The sequence below is a fragment of the Pedobacter endophyticus genome (genome assembly GCF_015679185.1).
Taxonomy (GTDB): domain Bacteria; phylum Bacteroidota; class Bacteroidia; order Sphingobacteriales; family Sphingobacteriaceae; genus Pedobacter; species Pedobacter endophyticus.
In genome coordinates this window covers 50,644-66,317 of sequence record NZ_CP064939.1, presented here as the reverse complement: position 1 = coordinate 66,317, position 15,674 = coordinate 50,644, and the positions used below count along the sequence as shown (strand labels likewise).

The 15,674-nt window shown below is 39.9% G+C and carries 15 protein-coding genes; 8 read left to right on the top strand and 7 right to left on the bottom strand.

Going from position 1 to position 15,674, the window contains the following annotated elements; all coding sequences use genetic code 11:
- Positions 1-125: 125 nt before the first annotated feature.
- Positions 126-1,835: a lysine--tRNA ligase gene (lysS, locus tag IZT61_RS00315; protein WP_196099227.1), complete on the top strand. Its 1,710-nt coding sequence runs from the start codon at positions 126-128 to the stop codon at positions 1,833-1,835.
- Positions 1,836-1,975: 140 nt separating this feature from the next.
- Entirely contained in the window at positions 1,976-2,188 is a 213-nt protein-coding gene (locus tag IZT61_RS00310) for a hypothetical protein (protein WP_196099226.1), read from the top strand.
- Between the two features lie 153 nt (positions 2,189-2,341).
- On the opposite strand, the gene IZT61_RS00305 is transcribed toward IZT61_RS00310, so the two are convergent.
- Together IZT61_RS00305 and IZT61_RS00300 are read right to left on the bottom strand one after the other, a co-directional pair.
- On the bottom strand, positions 2,342-2,896 hold the full coding sequence (locus tag IZT61_RS00305; protein ID WP_196099225.1) for a pyridoxamine 5'-phosphate oxidase family protein: 555 nt from the start codon (positions 2,894-2,896) through the stop codon (positions 2,342-2,344).
- 235 nt (positions 2,897-3,131) lie between these two features.
- Positions 3,132-3,671, bottom strand: a complete 540-nt coding sequence (locus IZT61_RS00300) for a DUF2892 domain-containing protein (RefSeq protein ID WP_196099224.1) — start codon at positions 3,669-3,671, stop codon at positions 3,132-3,134.
- A gap of 110 nt (positions 3,672-3,781) precedes the next feature.
- On the opposite strand from IZT61_RS00300, the gene IZT61_RS00295 reads away from it, so the two are divergent.
- Positions 3,782-4,294, top strand: a complete 513-nt coding sequence (locus IZT61_RS00295) for a TlpA family protein disulfide reductase (protein WP_196099223.1) — start codon at positions 3,782-3,784, stop codon at positions 4,292-4,294.
- Between the two features lie 123 nt (positions 4,295-4,417).
- Positions 4,418-5,098 carry a uracil-DNA glycosylase gene (gene ung, locus IZT61_RS00290; RefSeq protein ID WP_196099222.1) on the top strand — a complete coding sequence of 227 codons (681 nt, stop codon included), beginning with the start codon at positions 4,418-4,420 and terminating at the stop codon, positions 5,096-5,098.
- 485 nt (positions 5,099-5,583) lie between these two features.
- Here the strand turns inward: ung and IZT61_RS00285 are convergent, their stop codons facing one another.
- The gene (locus IZT61_RS00285) at positions 5,584-6,054 is read right to left on the bottom strand and encodes an Lrp/AsnC family transcriptional regulator (protein ID WP_196099221.1); all 471 of its coding nucleotides are present in this window, start codon (positions 6,052-6,054) and stop codon (positions 5,584-5,586) included.
- Between the two features lie 124 nt (positions 6,055-6,178).
- Here IZT61_RS00285 and IZT61_RS00280 point away from each other — a divergent pair, with 124 nt between their 5' ends.
- Both IZT61_RS00280 and IZT61_RS00275 read left to right on the top strand, forming a co-directional pair.
- Positions 6,179-6,853 carry a metal-dependent transcriptional regulator gene (locus tag IZT61_RS00280; protein WP_196099220.1) on the top strand — a complete coding sequence of 225 codons (675 nt, stop codon included), beginning with the start codon at positions 6,179-6,181 and terminating at the stop codon, positions 6,851-6,853.
- Positions 6,828-8,696, top strand: a complete 1,869-nt coding sequence (locus tag IZT61_RS00275; RefSeq protein ID WP_196099219.1) for an Nramp family divalent metal transporter — start codon at positions 6,828-6,830, stop codon at positions 8,694-8,696. The genes IZT61_RS00280 and IZT61_RS00275 overlap by 26 nt, the downstream gene beginning before the upstream one ends.
- A 289-nt stretch (positions 8,697-8,985) precedes the next feature.
- Here the strand turns inward: IZT61_RS00275 and IZT61_RS00270 are convergent, their stop codons facing one another.
- Positions 8,986-9,471, bottom strand: a complete 486-nt coding sequence (locus tag IZT61_RS00270) for a TlpA family protein disulfide reductase (RefSeq protein WP_196099218.1) — start codon at positions 9,469-9,471, stop codon at positions 8,986-8,988.
- A gap of 193 nt (positions 9,472-9,664) precedes the next feature.
- Here IZT61_RS00270 and smpB point away from each other — a divergent pair, with 193 nt between their 5' ends.
- Positions 9,665-10,114: an SsrA-binding protein SmpB gene (gene smpB / locus IZT61_RS00265; protein WP_196099217.1), complete on the top strand. Its 450-nt coding sequence runs from the start codon at positions 9,665-9,667 to the stop codon at positions 10,112-10,114.
- Between the two features lie 79 nt (positions 10,115-10,193).
- On the opposite strand, the gene IZT61_RS00260 is transcribed toward smpB, so the two are convergent.
- The 3 genes from IZT61_RS00260 to IZT61_RS00250 all read right to left on the bottom strand — a co-directional run bounded on the left by IZT61_RS00260 (position 10,194) and on the right by IZT61_RS00250 (position 13,952).
- Entirely contained in the window at positions 10,194-10,850 is a 657-nt protein-coding gene (locus tag IZT61_RS00260; RefSeq protein ID WP_196099216.1) for a protein-L-isoaspartate(D-aspartate) O-methyltransferase, read from the bottom strand.
- A 235-nt stretch (positions 10,851-11,085) separates the two neighbouring features.
- On the bottom strand, positions 11,086-13,566 hold the full coding sequence (priA, locus tag IZT61_RS00255; RefSeq protein WP_196099215.1) for a replication restart helicase PriA: 2,481 nt from the start codon (positions 13,564-13,566) through the stop codon (positions 11,086-11,088).
- A complete protein-coding gene (locus IZT61_RS00250) occupies positions 13,566-13,952 on the bottom strand; it encodes a DUF423 domain-containing protein (protein WP_196099214.1) in 387 nt (128 codons plus the stop codon). Before IZT61_RS00250 ends, priA begins: the two co-directional genes overlap by 1 nt.
- Positions 13,953-14,097: 145 nt before the next feature.
- Here IZT61_RS00250 and IZT61_RS00245 point away from each other — a divergent pair, with 145 nt between their 5' ends.
- The gene (locus IZT61_RS00245) at positions 14,098-15,666 is read left to right on the top strand and encodes a hypothetical protein (RefSeq protein ID WP_196099213.1); all 1,569 of its coding nucleotides are present in this window, start codon (positions 14,098-14,100) and stop codon (positions 15,664-15,666) included.
- Positions 15,667-15,674: the final 8 nt, after the last annotated feature.

Sequence of the window (15,674 nt, the reverse complement as noted above, 5' to 3'; positions counted from 1 at the left end):
CTCATTTTTCTACGGAAATGGCTTGTCTAGTTGTAAAGCACTTACTTTGCAACCGTAGCTAGTACTACGCTTATTCTACACACTACTCCTCGAAAAAATTATTACTTTTGCAAAAAATACCTGAAATGAGTATAGGATTATCAGAACAAGAAATATTGCGACGTGAGTCGTTACAACAATTACGCGAACTGGGCATTGAGCCCTATCCTGCCGAAGCATACGAGGTAAATGCGTATGCTGCAGATATTAATGCAAACTACGAAAAAGATAAAACTGCTTATAAAACGATTAGTATTGCCGGAAGATTGATGACCCGCCGCATTATGGGCAGCGCCTCTTTTGCCGAACTGCAAGATTCTACAGGGCGTGTTCAACTGTACTTAAAGCGTGATGATCTGTGTCCTGATGAAGATAAGACCTTATATAATACCGTTTTTAAAAAACTGTTAGACCTTGGCGATTACATCGGCGTTAAAGGTTATGTTTTCACTACTCAAACCGGCGAAATTTCGGTACATGTTACTGAGTTTAAGGTTTTGGCAAAATCGTTACGTCCGCTTCCTGTTGTAAAGCGTGATGATGATGGAAATATTTACGACGGCTTTACCGATCCGGAATTGCGTTACCGCATGCGTTACGTTGATTTAACGGTAAATCCAGATTACAAACAGATCTTCATTAAACGCAGCAAGGTAATTAATACCATGCGCAGTTATTTTGACAATCAGGGCTGGATGGAAGTGGAGACACCTATTTTACAACCCATTCACGGGGGTGCGGCGGCACGTCCGTTCGCTACACATCATAATACGTTAGATATGCCGCTGTATTTGCGTATTGCTAATGAATTGTATTTAAAGCGTTTAATTGTTGCTGGCTTTGACGGTGTTTATGAGTTCGGTAAAATGTTCCGCAATGAGGGCATGGATCGTACGCACAACCCTGAGTTTACCTCAATGGAAATTTATGTAGCCTACAAGGATTATGTGTGGATGATGGCCATGGTTGAAGAATGCCTGGAGAAAGTGGCCATTGCAACTACAGGTTCGGCATTGGTTAAAGTTGGCCAGAACGAAATTAATTTCGAAGGTCCGTACGAAAAGTTAACCATGTACCAATCTATCCAGAAATACACCGGAATTGATGTTTCGGCTATGACAGAAGATGAAATTGCGCAAACGTGTAAAGATTTAGGCATCGAAATAGATGCTACAATGGGTCGTGGTAAATTAATAGACGAAATTTTCGGTGCAAAGGTCGAAGCAAACCTCATCCAACCTACTTATATTACTGATTATCCGTTAGAAATGACGCCATTGGCCAAAAAACACCGTTCGGCTGAAGGCTTGGTAGAGCGTTTCGAGCTTTTTGTAAATGGTAAAGAGATTGCCAACGCTTATTCGGAGTTGAACGACCCAATCGATCAAAAAGAGCGTTTCGAAGATCAGTTGAAGTTGGCAGCGAGAGGTGATGACGAAGCCATGGTAATGGATGATGATTTTGTTCGTGCCCTTGAATATGGCATGCCGCCTACTTCGGGCCTGGGCATCGGTATTGATAGATTGGTGATGCTGATGACCAACCAAAGCACGATTCAAGAAGTGTTATTCTTCCCGCAGATGCGTCCTGAGAAGAAAAAAATTGAGCTCACAGCAGAGGAAACGGAGTTGTTTTCGTTGGTTTCGGCAGGAGAACAATATCTTTTAGCTGATGTTAAGGCGAAGCTCTCTGATTGGAGCAACAAAAAATGGGATACTACACTTAAAGCATTAACCAGCAAAGGTATTTTAAAGGTTGCTAAAACTGATGATGGATTATTTCTATCTCAGAAATAGCAATAACTGCCAGTTTGCATAGCTTACAACTGCTATCATCGTTAACACAAACATAACATAAATTTAAAAGGCTTGCTAACAAATCTTTAGCAAGCCTTTTCTATATTTACAGCAATCGAAAACTTAAAAATGATTGCTTTATGAATACTTCAAGCTTAGAAATTAACGAAAGAGAATATTGCATTAAACTAAGCAAAGATGCTTTCGACTTAACACTCGTTCGCCAGTTGATTAAAAGAATCCAGGCGGAAGCACTTTTCTTCAAAAAAGCCGAAACTGAGGAAGATGATATCCTGAGCAAAAGAAACCTGCGTGAAGACCTTGAGGGCTTCGACTATCTCGGCGATAAGTGATGGTTCAGTTTTCAGTTGACAATTCTCAGTTGACAGTATTCAGTTGGAATTTTTCAGTTACAATTGGCAGTTGATAATTAACCAATTCAACAATCGAACAGTTAACCATCTAACCTAACGAACAACTGAACTAGTGAACTATTGAACCGAGACCTAATCAATATCTAAAGTACCTTCTACCGAATCATCCATGGTTTTTCCGGTAATTACCGAAGCCGCCATTTTTAAGAATGCAACCGCTGTTCCGTGCTTGGTATCCCAATAGTATCCTTCTGATGGAACTACTTTAATCAATGTAATATTTGGGTCGTCTTTTCCTCCCTGAAACCATGTTTTAAGAAGCGGCGTCCAAAGTTCATCAATTTTAGCCTGATCTCTGCTGATTTCTGAAATTCCATAAATATTCACAAATCCAGCGTGTGCGCCAGCTTGAAAAAGCAGGTGTGTAAATGGATCAGCAGAAATTTCCTCATTTTTATGGCTATCTGACAAGCTCATAAACCAAATGTTTCCTTGGTCATCTACCTGTTGTATGGCCATTGGGCGAACAGAGAGCGGTACGCCTGTTTTTATATTGGTGCAAAAAAAGCAACTTTCAGCCTTTCCGGCCAGGTCTCTGAGTTTTTCGATGGCCGTTTCACCACCTAAATCTTTAATGTTACCTTCTTCTTGCGTGTTATTGGTACTTCCTTCTTGAGATGTCGACATAATATAAATTTTTATTTATTATAGTACAATTTAAATGCGATTTTAGTTTTTGGTTATTTCTAAAAAGATCGCATCAATAATTACAGCTCTGTAGGTGCCAGCAACACTAGATAGAATTCGATATGCTTTAATCTCGACAGGCTAAAAAACGCTATCTAGGCTAAAAGGCAATTCCCATAAAACGCAAAAAGCCATTTCATTTAAGAAATGGCTTTTAAAAATCGTATTTGAATCGTTATCGGTATCGAACTTGTTGTTGTTTGTCCATCATACCCATTTGGTCTTTCATTTGCTTAATCTGATCGGCCAGCAATTTATTTTTGTCTGCCTTTTTTGCCTCGGCTAAATACATTGTGGCTTCGCGTTTATTACGTTTGGCCATTGCAATACCAGCTAAACTAAGCTTGGCTAAGGCGATGTTATGATCCATCTGCATACCCAGGGAAAGCGACTTTTTAAAGTACTTTTCGCTCTGCATCGGTGCTGTCCGGCTTTCTATCAAACCGATTAATAAATTATAGTAACCGTGTTGAACACTGATCAATTGTTTTTCGTAATTGGTAATGCGATCTAAAAATTGTTTAGCTTTTGGCATATTGTCTTTTCGTAGAAACCATTGCGCCAAAAGCATGTTTTCATTAAAGAAATAGGTTACTAATACAATTAAGCCCAAAAGAATGGCTAAAATACCCCAGGGCCAGTAACCGAAAATAAATAAAGCTACTGCGCCACCTAGTAAAGCAAACCCCGCAATTAATCTGATATAATTTGGCATAAATTTAAATCTCTTTTTTTTGCAAATATCGTTTTTAAATGGCAGAAATTAGATTTTAAAATAATAATTTCATAAAAAATTTCACTGGCTCAACAATTAAACTATTTTAAATGAAAATTATCTTTTCAATAACCCTCATCGTACTTGCAATGAATGTTTCAGCACAAGAAGTAAACAAAAAAATCCACGATCAGGCAAAAAATAAGGACATCCTTATCAACACCTGCTCTCGCGAAGGGATGATGACTTTCCCCGAATTTAAAGAAATGTACGATCCTTTGTATGCTTCTTATACACCAGATCCGGCTACCATTGCTGAACTGAAGAAGCTGGTTAAGAAAGAGAAAATAAAAATCGTTTTTGGTACCTGGTGTGGTGATAGCAAGGTAAACGTTCCTCACTTTTTCAAAATCTTGGATGATTTGGATTTCAAAGAGAAAAACGTCGAAATAATTGCGGTCGACGGTCATAAAAAAGCGGAAGATGGTTTATTAAACGGACTCGACATTACAAGGGTACCTACTTTTATTCTGTTTGATAAGCAAGGAAAAGAACTCGGCAGAATTACCGAAGGACCTAACACGACGCTGGAAGGCGATTTGCTTGCTATTTATAAGAAGTAGATAGTTTGCAGTTAGCAGTTGGCAATTTACAGTTAGCAATTTTCAATTTACGGTTGGCAATTGGCAATACGCAGTTAACCGTTTAAACAATTTCAACAATTAACCAATATTACAATAACAATTATGTCTGCAGCATTAGAACCGGGTTGGTTGGCCGTTTTAGATCATGAATTTGAAAAAGATTACATGAAAAACCTGAAATCTTTTTTAGAACAAGAGAAAGAAAATGGTGCAACGGTTTACCCTAAGGGATCGGATATATTCAACGCCTTAAATACTACTCCTTTTGATAAGGTCAAGGTAGTGATATTGGGTCAAGACCCCTATCATGGTGTAGGACAGGCGCATGGGTTATCGTTTTCAGTTCAGCGTGGTATGGCTGTTCCGCCGTCGCTAAAGAACATCTATAAGGAACTGGAAACCGATATTGAAGGTTTCAAAACGCCAAATCACGGCAACTTAACGCACTGGGCAGAGCAAGGTGTACTGCTCTTAAATGCCACGTTAACGGTTCGGGCTTCGGAAGCCGGCTCGCACCAAAACCGCGGCTGGGAGATCTTTACCGACGAAATTATTAAAGCATTATCTGAAAAGAAAAAACACGTGGTATTTCTGTTATGGGGAAAATATGCACAGGCAAAAAGTACTTTAATCGATCAGCAAAAGCATTACGTACTTACGGCCGCTCACCCATCACCCTTCTCGGCGCATACCGGCTTTTTAGGGTCGAAGCATTTTTCAAAGACAAATCAATTGCTCGTTCAAAATAATTTAACACCAATTGACTGGAATTTACCGGCATAATGAATACGTATTTTATTAGTAGTTTGTAAACAGCTACGCTGTCATTCTGAACGCCCGCCTGACGGTACGGGCAGCAATGCTATTAAGTTAAGCTTGTCAATTGTCATCCGATAGCTATCGGATCTGAGCCTTTCGACTTGAGCTTGTATTGAGCGTAGTCGAAATGCTCAAGATAAACTCAGTCGAAGACCTTTTCTATAGGATAAAACGAAAAATATCTGTCCTTCGACTGAGCCTGTATTGAGCGTAGTCGAAATGCTCAGGATGACAATATTTTTTCGTTTTATCCTTAACTTAATAGCATTGGTACGGGCAGGCAGTGAAGACCGCGAAGCAGCTACGAAGTAAATCTCCAAGCGATAGAACACTACCTTCAATAAAGCACAAACCTAAATTGTGGATTTGTGCTGAATCAAAGCTTCGTGCTTAGTGGGGAACAGATTCTTCGTACCTCAGAATGACAAAAAGAATAGATTGATTTGCGTTTAATATTCCAAAGGCACAATCGGCTCTTTTTTCGTTGTCGACATAATCATCATCGTTTGGAACGTTTTAACAACAGAAATCTTACTGATTTTCTCCATAATCAAACGCTCATACGACTTGATATCCTTAACATACACTTTCAGCAGAAAATCTGCCTGCCCGGTTACATGATGGCATTCGGTTATCTCGCTAATTTGATTCACCTCATCCAAAAAGATCTGAATGGTGTTATTCTTATGAAAATCGAGCTGAATTTGAATAAATGTTTTAATTCCCAGTCCCAGTTTTTCCTCGTCAACTAATGCATGGTAACTTTTAATAAAACCTGCCATTTCGAGTTTGCGAACACGCTCTAATGTTGGTGCTGGCGATAAGCCAATTTCTTGTGATAAAAGCAAGTTGGTAATTCTACCATTCTCTTGTAAGATTCTTAAAATTTTAAAATCAATTTTATCTAATTCTGTTGCCATATAGTTAAAGGAAATGAGATCACAAACATAACCAAATTAAATTCTAAATTTTAACAAAATTTATCCTGTAAATTTTAAATATTATTTTTTAGATTTACCTAAAAATAAAATTAGATAAATTTAAATGCAAAGTTTTACTGAAGAGAACTACCTCAAAATTATTTATCACCTTGCAGAAAAAAGCAACAGCGTTCAAACCAATGCGATTGCCGAACAAATGCAAACCAAGCCAGCCTCGGTAACAGATATGATTAAGAAGCTTGCTGAAAAAGAATTGGTAGATTATGTCAAATACCAGGGCGTTACCCTCACTGAGAAGGGCAAAAACGCAGCGATTGACATCATTCGAAAGCACAGGCTTTGGGAAGTTTTCCTTGTAGATAAACTGAACTTTAAATGGGATGAGGTGCACGACGTTGCTGAAGAGTTGGAGCATATCAAATCAGACGATTTAATAGAGCGGCTTGATGAATTTCTCGGCTTCCCGAAATCAGACCCCCATGGAGACCCTATTCCGGATAAGAACGGGCGGTTTGCACAAACTCAGTTCATAAAATTGATAGCACTGAAAGTTGGCGAAACCGGAACAATAACGGGGGTTAGTCAGCACAGTTCGCCGTTTTTAAAGCACCTTGAAAAATTAGGGCTCACGCTTGGAAAACAAATCGAGGTAATTGATGTTACGGATTTCGATGGTTCAGTAGAAATTCTGTTGGCCGATAAACAAATTGTGATTAGTAGAGAAGTTGCAAAACATATTTTAATAAGCAGTAATGGCAAAAACCGAATCGCTAAGTGAGGTACACCAAAGCGTAAGCACAGATAAGAGAAAAGGTTGGCGTAGAATTTTATCTTTCATTGGTCCGGCTTACCTGATCAGTGTAGGTTACATGGACCCGGGAAACTGGGCAACAGACCTGGCCGGCGGAAGTAAGTTCGGCTATCAGCTCCTTTGGGTGCTGTTAATGTCAAATCTGATTGCATTGTTATTGCAATCGTTAAGTGCTCGCCTCGGGATAGTTAGAGGTTTAGATCTGGCACAGGCCTCCAAACACGCTTATCCCCGCTGGGCAAATATTCCGTTGTTCGGCTTGGCCCAAACGGCAATCATTGCCTGCGATTTAGCCGAAATTATCGGTATGGCCATTGGCTTACAACTGCTTTTCGGCCTGCCGCTAATCTGGGGGATATCGATTACCATTTTTGATACCATTCTGCTCTTGTTCCTTCTTAATAAAGGCATGAGGGCGATGGAAGGCTTCATTGTTTCAATGGTTTTCATCGTCGGGATTTCGTTTCTGGTAGAAATGTTTATCGTAGAACCATCATTAAAAGAAGTGGCCAAAGGTTTTGAGCCTTCCATTTTAGGCGGCGATGCGCTGTACATTGCCATCGGCATCATCGGGGCAACCGTAATGCCGCACAATTTGTACTTACACTCTTCATTGGTACAAACCAGAAAGATAGAACGCACGAATAAGGGCATTAAGGAAGCATTAAAATTCAATTTAATTGACACCACTGTTGCCTTGAATTTAGCCTTTTTTGTGAATGCTGCAATCCTGATTTTAGCCGCTGCAGCATTTTATAAGAACGGGTTGCATGAGGTTGCGGAGATTCAGGATGCCCACAAACTATTATCGAATATTTTCGGTAACATCGCTCCTGCCCTGTTCGCCATTGCGTTAATTGCCGCAGGCCAAAGTTCAACAGTTACCGGAACGCTTGCCGGCCAGATTATAATGGAAGGCCATATCAATTTACGGATCCAACCCTGGCTTCGCCGATTAATCACCCGCTTGTTGGCCATTATTCCCGCTTTTTTTACCATAATCCATTATGGCGACGATGCATTGGGAGGTTTGCTTGTGCTCAGTCAGGTTGTTTTGAGCTTACAACTCGGTTTTGCCATTGTGCCGCTCATTCATTTTACATCAGATAAAAAACTGATGAAGGATTTCGCGATTAAGCCCTGGGTAAAAGTTTTGGCATGGACGAGTGCAATCGCCATTATTGCGTTAAACGTAAAACTGGTATTTGAGGAAGTAACCGGCTGGGTAAAAGAAGAAGATGGCAACACCTGGTGGATTTTTGTCATCGTAATACCGGCACTAATTGCCATTGTACTTTTGTTGCTGTACGTGTTCTTCCATCCGCTGATCGAAAAAAAGAATCGCGACAGGCAAATGGTTCCGCATGGCAATGCGCTTGACATTGGGAAGATTGAGCGGATTAGTTATGAAAAAATCGGCATCGCGGTCGATTTCTCTAAAAACGACAGAAATACGATTCGGCATGCGCTAATACAAGGCGGTAAGGATGCCAATTATTACCTCATTCATGTGGTAGAAACCGCCGCTGCAAGGTACCACGGTAAAGAGACTATGGACCACGAGACACAAAGTGACGCCGATAATCTCGAAAAGTATAAGGTTAATTTAGAAGATTTGGGTTACGATTCAACCACGTTTATTGGCTTCGGTAGCACGGCAAAGGCGATTGCCGATATCACCAATAAAAACGGAATCGAGCTATTGGTAATGGGCGCCCATGGCCATAAAGGACTCAAAGACCTGATCTTTGGAACTACTGTAAATGCTGTGCGCCACAAAGTAAGTATTCCGGTGTTGATTATTCGATAGGTTTATTTTCGGTTGTTTGTCAACCGATAACTATTAGATCTGAGCACAGTGAAGAATCCCCGCCTGCTGTAGGCAGGTGTTTTCTACCAGCACCAAACTTGATCTACCTACACGCTTTCGCCATTTGGGTTTGTTCCTTATTGGAGCTAGTATTCCATTGCTAGGGGATCCTTCGTGCCTCAGGATGACAGAGAATTTAACCACTAAGTATTTTACGCCACTCATATTGGTTATTATGCAACAAATTAAACCAGAGAATGGCAGATTGCGAAATACGAAGCCAGCGGAATTATTTAATTTTTCTCAACGCGGTTACCACTTTTTTGATACCTCCGTCGCCAGCATTGTAAACCAACAATTTGCCAGTAGCAGAATAAAGATAAATACCCGGATACATTTTCGGCAAAAAGGTTGGAATAAAGGTTCGGTTCTTATCCTGCAATACGGTAACATTCGGTTTCGAATTTAATCCTTTTGCATAAGAGGTGAAAAATTGCGGAATAATGTACGCTTCATCCAGGGTAATCATATAAATATTGGTATTTTTTAATTGCGCATGGTTTTCGTTCAAAAGCTTGGCCTCTCTCTGGCAATGCTCGCAGGTACAATCGAAAAGCATAAACAGGTTTTTCTTTCCCTGAACTAAGTCCTTGTTAGAAAATGGTTTCCCATCTAACTTAAAAAACGTAAATTGAGGCAAAACGGTAGGTTGCTGCGCTTTGACCTGGAAAACAGCGATGAGTAACGTAATAAAAATTAGGCTTTTGAATTTCATTTTTAGTGTTTAATTTTCAAACATAAACGTTTATATGCGAAGTTAGCAATGTATTCTGAACCTTTTACAAACAGATGAAGTTTAGTTTGTTACCTCTCAATGTTAAGATTTATGGCAAAAACCAGATTTTAACGTCAATTTTTAAGATATTTGCAACCCAGCATTTTTTGCTGATTTATATTTAAGAAAAATTTTGAAAAACGATATCAACATAAAGAACAAAAGAGCCTATTTTGATTATAATTTACTCGATAAATACGTAGCGGGTATTGCGCTCCTGGGTACAGAAATTAAAGCGATCAGGCAAGGCAAGGCGAATATGACAGACGCTTTTTGCATGTTTGTTGGCGGCAATCTATATGTAAGGAACCTTCACATTTCTGAGTACAGCCACAGCTCGTTTTATCACCACGATATTAAACGCGACAGGGCATTGCTGTTGCAAAAAAAGGAAATCAGGAAGCTGAAATTAAAGGGCGAAGAAAAAGGTTACACCATTGTTCCGTTAAGGATTTTTATAAATGAACGTGGTTTTGCGAAAATCGAAATTGCATTGGCCCAAGGAAAAAAAGAATTTGATAAACGCGACAGCATTAAAGACAGGGATACGAAACGCGAATTAGACCGGGCGATGAAGAGATAGTCTTAAGTCCGAAGTCAGAAGTCAGAAATTTAGGGTATATAGCGATTAGACTAGGGACTGTCGACTGTGGACTAACTGACTACCAAGCCTGATCGCCCACCAAAGGGACGAAGCGAAAAGTATCTAAAACAATTTTGTCGTAATCGGTTTCGCTCACTCTTATTACAGTTACCATTTTCTGCGTCTTCTCGTCGCCCACCGGAATTACCAAAATGCCGCCAATTTTCAGTTGTTTAAGCAATATTTCGGGCACAAGTGGGGCGCCTGCTGTTACAATAATTTTATCGTAGGGTGCATGTTCGGCAATGCCTTTTGATCCATCGCCACAGTAAAAGGTTGGTCGATATCCCATTCCGGGTAATACCTGAATAGTTCTGTTGTAAATGTTTTCCTGCCGCTCAATAGTAAAAACCCTTGCGCCAAGCTCCATCAAAATACAGGTTTGATAGCCAGAACCGGTGCCAATCTCCAGCACTTTATCTCCTTTTTTGATGTGCAAAAGTTCGCTCTGGTAGGCCACAGTATAGGGTTGCGAAATAGTCTGTCCATCGCCGATGGGGAAAGCAATGTCTTTGTAGGCTTGATTCCAGAAAGTTTCGTCAAAAAAGAAGTGCCTGGGAACCTTCCCTATCGCCTTTAATACATTTTCATCTTCAATTCCGCGAGACTTCAGTAATTCAACCAGCTTCTTTCTCGCACCACGCTCTCGGTAATTATCAACAAATTTATACGCCATGAAGCCTCAAAATTAGCTTTTTTAAATGGTGATTCAAGGCAAAAAAATCCACATTCTTATAAGTTGCAGAAAATCAACGGGCAGAATTTTATTGGCTCGCTGATCATTGGTTTAATCGGTTAATTGCTGAATTGGTTAACTGCTTAATTGTTCGATTGATTATTGCAAACTGCTAACTGATTATTGCTAATTGCTAACTGCGAACTGCTAACTGATTATTGCTAATTGGTCATTCCTAATAGGGATCAACATCTATTTGCGTAAGCACGCCCTTAAACTCCTTTGTAGCATTAAACTCTGTGAGTGTTTGTCTCAGCGCATCCTTCACTTTTTGAATAGCGGTATGTTTATCAGCTTTGATAATAATCTGTTTAATATACATATTCCGAACCCGGCTTACCAATGGTTGCTCTGGCCCGAGTACACGTTTTCCAAACTTTGCCTTTAAAATATTGGCTAAATTAAGTGCAGCGTGATCAAGAATATGAGCGTCTTTGTGCTTAACGTACAAAAATATCATTCTCGAAAACGGTGGGTACAAAAACCGCTCGCGTTCGGCAATTTCATCATTGTACATGCCTTCGTAATCGTTGTTTACCACCTGCTTAATAATCCTGTTTTCAGCGTCGTAAGTTTGAATGCAAACATTTCCCTGATCGGCCCTCCGGCCTGCACGACCTGCAACCTGTGCAAGCAATTGAAAACTTCGCTCGTAAGCCCTAAAATCGGGATAACCCAACAGCGTATCGGCATTAATTACGCCAATTAAGTTGAGGTTATCGAAATCCAGTCCTTTGGCAACCATTTGCGTACCAATAAGAATATCAGTTTTCTTTTCCTGAAAATCGTTTAAAATTTGCTGAAGGCCATTTTTGGTTCGGGTGCTGTCCATATCCAGTCGGGCGATGTTGACATCAGGATATAACAACTTCAATTCCTCTTCGATGCGCTCGGTGCCAAAGCCCTTTTGCTCAACATGAACGGAACCGCAAGCGGGACATATATTTACGCTGCTTTGCTGAAAGCCGCAATAGTGACAATGCAATTTACCGCTGCTTTTGTGGTAGGTTAAGCTTACATCGCAATTTACGCATTTTGGGGTATAACCGCACGTTGCGCAGATCAGAATTGTTGCATATCCTCTCCTATTTTGGAAAAGAACGATTTGCTCTTTTTTCGACAGCGCCTGATCGATATCTTTAATTAAGACGCTTGAAAAATAGGAAACCATTGTTTTTCTCTTGGTTTCTTCGGCTATGCTTACGACCTGCTGATTAGGCAATTGTACACCTCCAAAGCGTTCTTTCATGGTAACAAAGCCGTACTTGCCTTGCAGCGCATTGTAATAACTTTCTAAAGATGGCGTTGCAGAGCCCAAAATAACTTTTGCCTGATGAAGATGTGCCAGATAAATCGAAGCATCTCGTGCCTGGTACCTTGGAGCAGGATCATATTGTTTGTACGATGGTTCGTGTTCCTCATCAACCACAACCAATTTTAAGTTTTGAAATGGAAGGAACACAGCCGAACGGGCACCCAAAATAACCTTGTATGCCCCGGTTCTAACCTTGTTCCAGATTTCAACGCGTTCGCTGTTGTTGAACTTAGAATGGTAAACCCCGATTGCGTTGCCAAAATAACGTTTTATGCGTTCTACAATTTGTGTGGTGAGCGCAATTTCGGGCAAAAGAAACAAAACCTGTCCCGTGCTGTTTTGAACAATCTCTTCTATTAATTTTATGTACACCTGGGTTTTGCCGGACGCGGTAACACCATGAAGCAGCACTACATCTTTCTCTTCAAACGCTTTATTAATCTGATGCAGCGCACTTTGTTGCGCATCGTTTAGCTGAAAGTTTACACTAAATTCTTCATCGTGAGCAGCCAGGCGACTAACCGGGCGTTTGGTTATAACAAAAATCTCCTTGTCCGTCAGCGCTTTTAAGGCGGCGGGGCCGCAATTGCTTTCTTCCAGCAACTGTTCTTTAGCAATCGGCAGATTGGCTTTTTGGAGCTTCAAATAAGCCAGCAATGCATCCAGCTGTTTTGGCGCCCGTTCTAAAACCGAAAAAAGTTCTTTCAGGTTCTCCTGGTCGGCATAGAAATCGTTTAGCATAACAAACGACTTTAGCAGCGGCTTATATTTTTGAACAACTTCTTCGGCTACCAGAATGAGTTCTTTTTCTAACAAATTGTTTATGATGGGATAGATGGTTTTCTGCCCTAAAAGTTTCGAAACATCGTTAACTGTTAATTTTTGTTGCTTTTTAAGTGTGCTGATAATAATTTCCTCTTTTTCAGTAAGCGCAATTTCGTCACTAAAATCATCGCGAAGCACAAGAATGGTTTCGCTGGCCAGTTTCAAGCTTGCTGGTAATGCCGCCGCCATTACATCGCCCTCATTGCACATATAATAATTGGTCATCCAATCCCAAAACTGAAGCTGGGTGGGCGTAATTACGGGTTCGGCATCGATAATATCGATGATATATTTGGCTTCGTAAGCGGTGGGTGGCCGGGTTGATATGGCACTGATTAAGGCAGCGTAAATTTTGTGTTTCCCGAACTGAACCACAACCCGCTTGCCAATCTCGATTTGATTATTTAACTCAAACGGAACGCGGTAGGTATAGTTTTTTGCCAACGATAAGGGCAAAATAACCTCAACAAAGAGTGTTTCTCTCTCTGTAAAAATATCGCTTTCAAAATGATCCATTATTTATCTTTTACAGCAGCAAAGAATAACATAATCCATCCCAGCACAAACAAAAGTCCGCCCATTGGCGTAATCGGGCCAATGATGTTTACAAAATCGAGGTTTAACAGGTTTTTTGTTGCCAGAAGATAAAGTGAGCCCGAAAACAAAATGATACCGAAAGTGAAACAAAAATAGGCAATGTTAATTAGCTTGTTCCTGTATCTGGCAAAGGTAGAGAGATATAAAAGGGCAAAAGTATGATAGAACTGATAGTCAACGCCTTTTTGCCAAATTTCGAGCGATGGCGCATCAATTAAGGCCTTTAAACCATGAGCACCGAATGCGCCAAATAAAACAGCAACTGCACCTAAAAAAGAGGCGGTAAGTATTATTCTTTTGTTCATTAGTTGATGATATTTTTATTTGTATTCATGAGCTCATCTCATTGGGGTTGTTCATGTATTTTCGCTTATAGCAGTTGCTAAATTAATAAATTGACAAAGAACTTCTCACTAATCAATGTAATAAATTAAATTTGTTTCAAAGCAGATGAAAAAGATACTCATTTTAGTAACCGCATTATTCATAGGAATCGCCTTTATGGCCTATTACTATTTCTCGAAACTGGGCAACGAAAATGATGCGAAAGACCTTGCCCTGCAATCGGCCACAAACAACGCTGCACTGGTTTTGTCATTTAACAACGATAAAAGCTTTTACGAAATAATAGGAAGCCAACACATGCTGCAACAAGTAATTGGCGAACAAAAAACGGCCTTATTGAAACAGCTGAAGGAAAGCATTGTTGATGATAAGTCTATCAATCACTTCATTCAAGATCAGCCTGTTTACATCAGTATCTTGCCCGATTCGAACAAAACGTTAAACTATCTGCTTACGGTACAAATTCAGCCACAGTTAGATATTACGCAATTGTACAGCAAATTGAAGGGCAAACAGAAAATAACCGAGGTAGAAAAAGGCCTTTATGCGATACAGTTGAATGACAGCCTGCGCACATTTTTAGGCATCCAAAATCAGGTTCTTACCTTGTCTACCTCGCTAAAGCTGGTTAAGGATGCGGGAACCAGATTAGCCAGCAATCCGTTTACGGAATACATAAAGGAAAGCACCCGCCACAGCAAAAATGTACTTTTGGCGCTTTACGTAAATTTTAACCAGTCGCCCGCGTTGCTCAAAAATATTATTGCCGGCAGCCTCAATGGCGAGCTCTCGTTATTTAACAAGCAAAATAGTTTTGCAACACTTACTTACAATTTCAGCAAAGAAAGAATCCTTTTTAATGGAAATACGGTGGTAAATGATGAAGGAAATTTTATTAAGCTTTTCGAAAATATGGAGGCGCAGCAAACTTCAATTCAAAATATATTGCCCAATAATACGGCTAATTATGCATTGTACGCTTTTGATGGATATAAAAACTGGTTTAAAAAACTACAGCTGTTGCATACTCAAAACAACGAAAACAAAAACGTTCAATCGGCCATAAAAAGGGTTAGAGACCAGTACAGGATTGATTTAAATGCTGTATTTTCGACTTATATGCAGAATCAATTCGTTGCATTTGAGCTAAAGACGGGAGAAAAGTTGGGTGCTATTGCCTTAAGCAACGGCGAAAAGGTAAAGCAACTGCTGCTGGATGTAAGTGCCGATTATAATGAAGATATCAAGATCTTTAAATCATCGGATATCTTATTCAGTTACTTCGGTGAGCCTTTTAAAAAGTTCAAACGGCCTTATTATACGATCATTGATAACAATTTGGTTGTGGCAAACAATGCAAGCACTGTTCAGGTATTTTTAAACGATTACAAAAATAATAGATTGTTGATTCAGCTGCCCGAATATTTGGATGCCATAAACCAGATTCCCAACACCTCCAACGTTACCTATTACATTAATACCAAAAACTCGGTTGACATTTTAAGACGCAATGTGCTTTCGCCCTATTATAAACATTTGCGAGCCGATAGCGGTCTGAAAAGTTTCGATACATTTTGTTATCAAATGAGCGCCGACAAATCAAAATTCATTACTAACTTACTATTAAACAAATATTTAAAGCAAGAGATACCAGATTCGCTTACCAATCGTTAATAAGAACT

Bases quoted from the DNA above. Each gene is read 5' to 3' on its own strand.
- lysS (WP_196099227.1), top strand. From the start codon at position 126: ATGAGTATAGGATTATCAGAACAAGAAATATTGCGACGTGAGTCGTTA.
- IZT61_RS00310 (WP_196099226.1), top strand. From the start codon at position 1,976: ATGAATACTTCAAGCTTAGAAATTAACGAAAGAGAATATTGCATTAAA.
- IZT61_RS00305 (WP_196099225.1), bottom strand. From the start codon at position 2,896: ATGTCGACATCTCAAGAAGGAAGTACCAATAACACGCAAGAAGAAGGT.
- IZT61_RS00300 (WP_196099224.1), bottom strand. From the start codon at position 3,671: ATGCCAAATTATATCAGATTAATTGCGGGGTTTGCTTTACTAGGTGGC.
- IZT61_RS00295 (WP_196099223.1), top strand. From the start codon at position 3,782: ATGAAAATTATCTTTTCAATAACCCTCATCGTACTTGCAATGAATGTT.
- ung (WP_196099222.1), top strand. From the start codon at position 4,418: ATGTCTGCAGCATTAGAACCGGGTTGGTTGGCCGTTTTAGATCATGAA.
- IZT61_RS00285 (WP_196099221.1), bottom strand. From the start codon at position 6,054: ATGGCAACAGAATTAGATAAAATTGATTTTAAAATTTTAAGAATCTTA.
- IZT61_RS00280 (WP_196099220.1), top strand. From the start codon at position 6,179: ATGCAAAGTTTTACTGAAGAGAACTACCTCAAAATTATTTATCACCTT.
- IZT61_RS00275 (WP_196099219.1), top strand. From the start codon at position 6,828: ATGGCAAAAACCGAATCGCTAAGTGAGGTACACCAAAGCGTAAGCACA.
- IZT61_RS00270 (WP_196099218.1), bottom strand. From the start codon at position 9,471: ATGAAATTCAAAAGCCTAATTTTTATTACGTTACTCATCGCTGTTTTC.
- IZT61_RS00260 (WP_196099216.1), bottom strand. From the start codon at position 10,850: ATGGCGTATAAATTTGTTGATAATTACCGAGAGCGTGGTGCGAGAAAG.
- priA (WP_196099215.1), bottom strand. From the start codon at position 13,566: ATGGATCATTTTGAAAGCGATATTTTTACAGAGAGAGAAACACTCTTT.
- IZT61_RS00250 (WP_196099214.1), bottom strand. From the start codon at position 13,952: ATGAACAAAAGAATAATACTTACCGCCTCTTTTTTAGGTGCAGTTGCT.
- IZT61_RS00245 (WP_196099213.1), top strand. From the start codon at position 14,098: ATGAAAAAGATACTCATTTTAGTAACCGCATTATTCATAGGAATCGCC.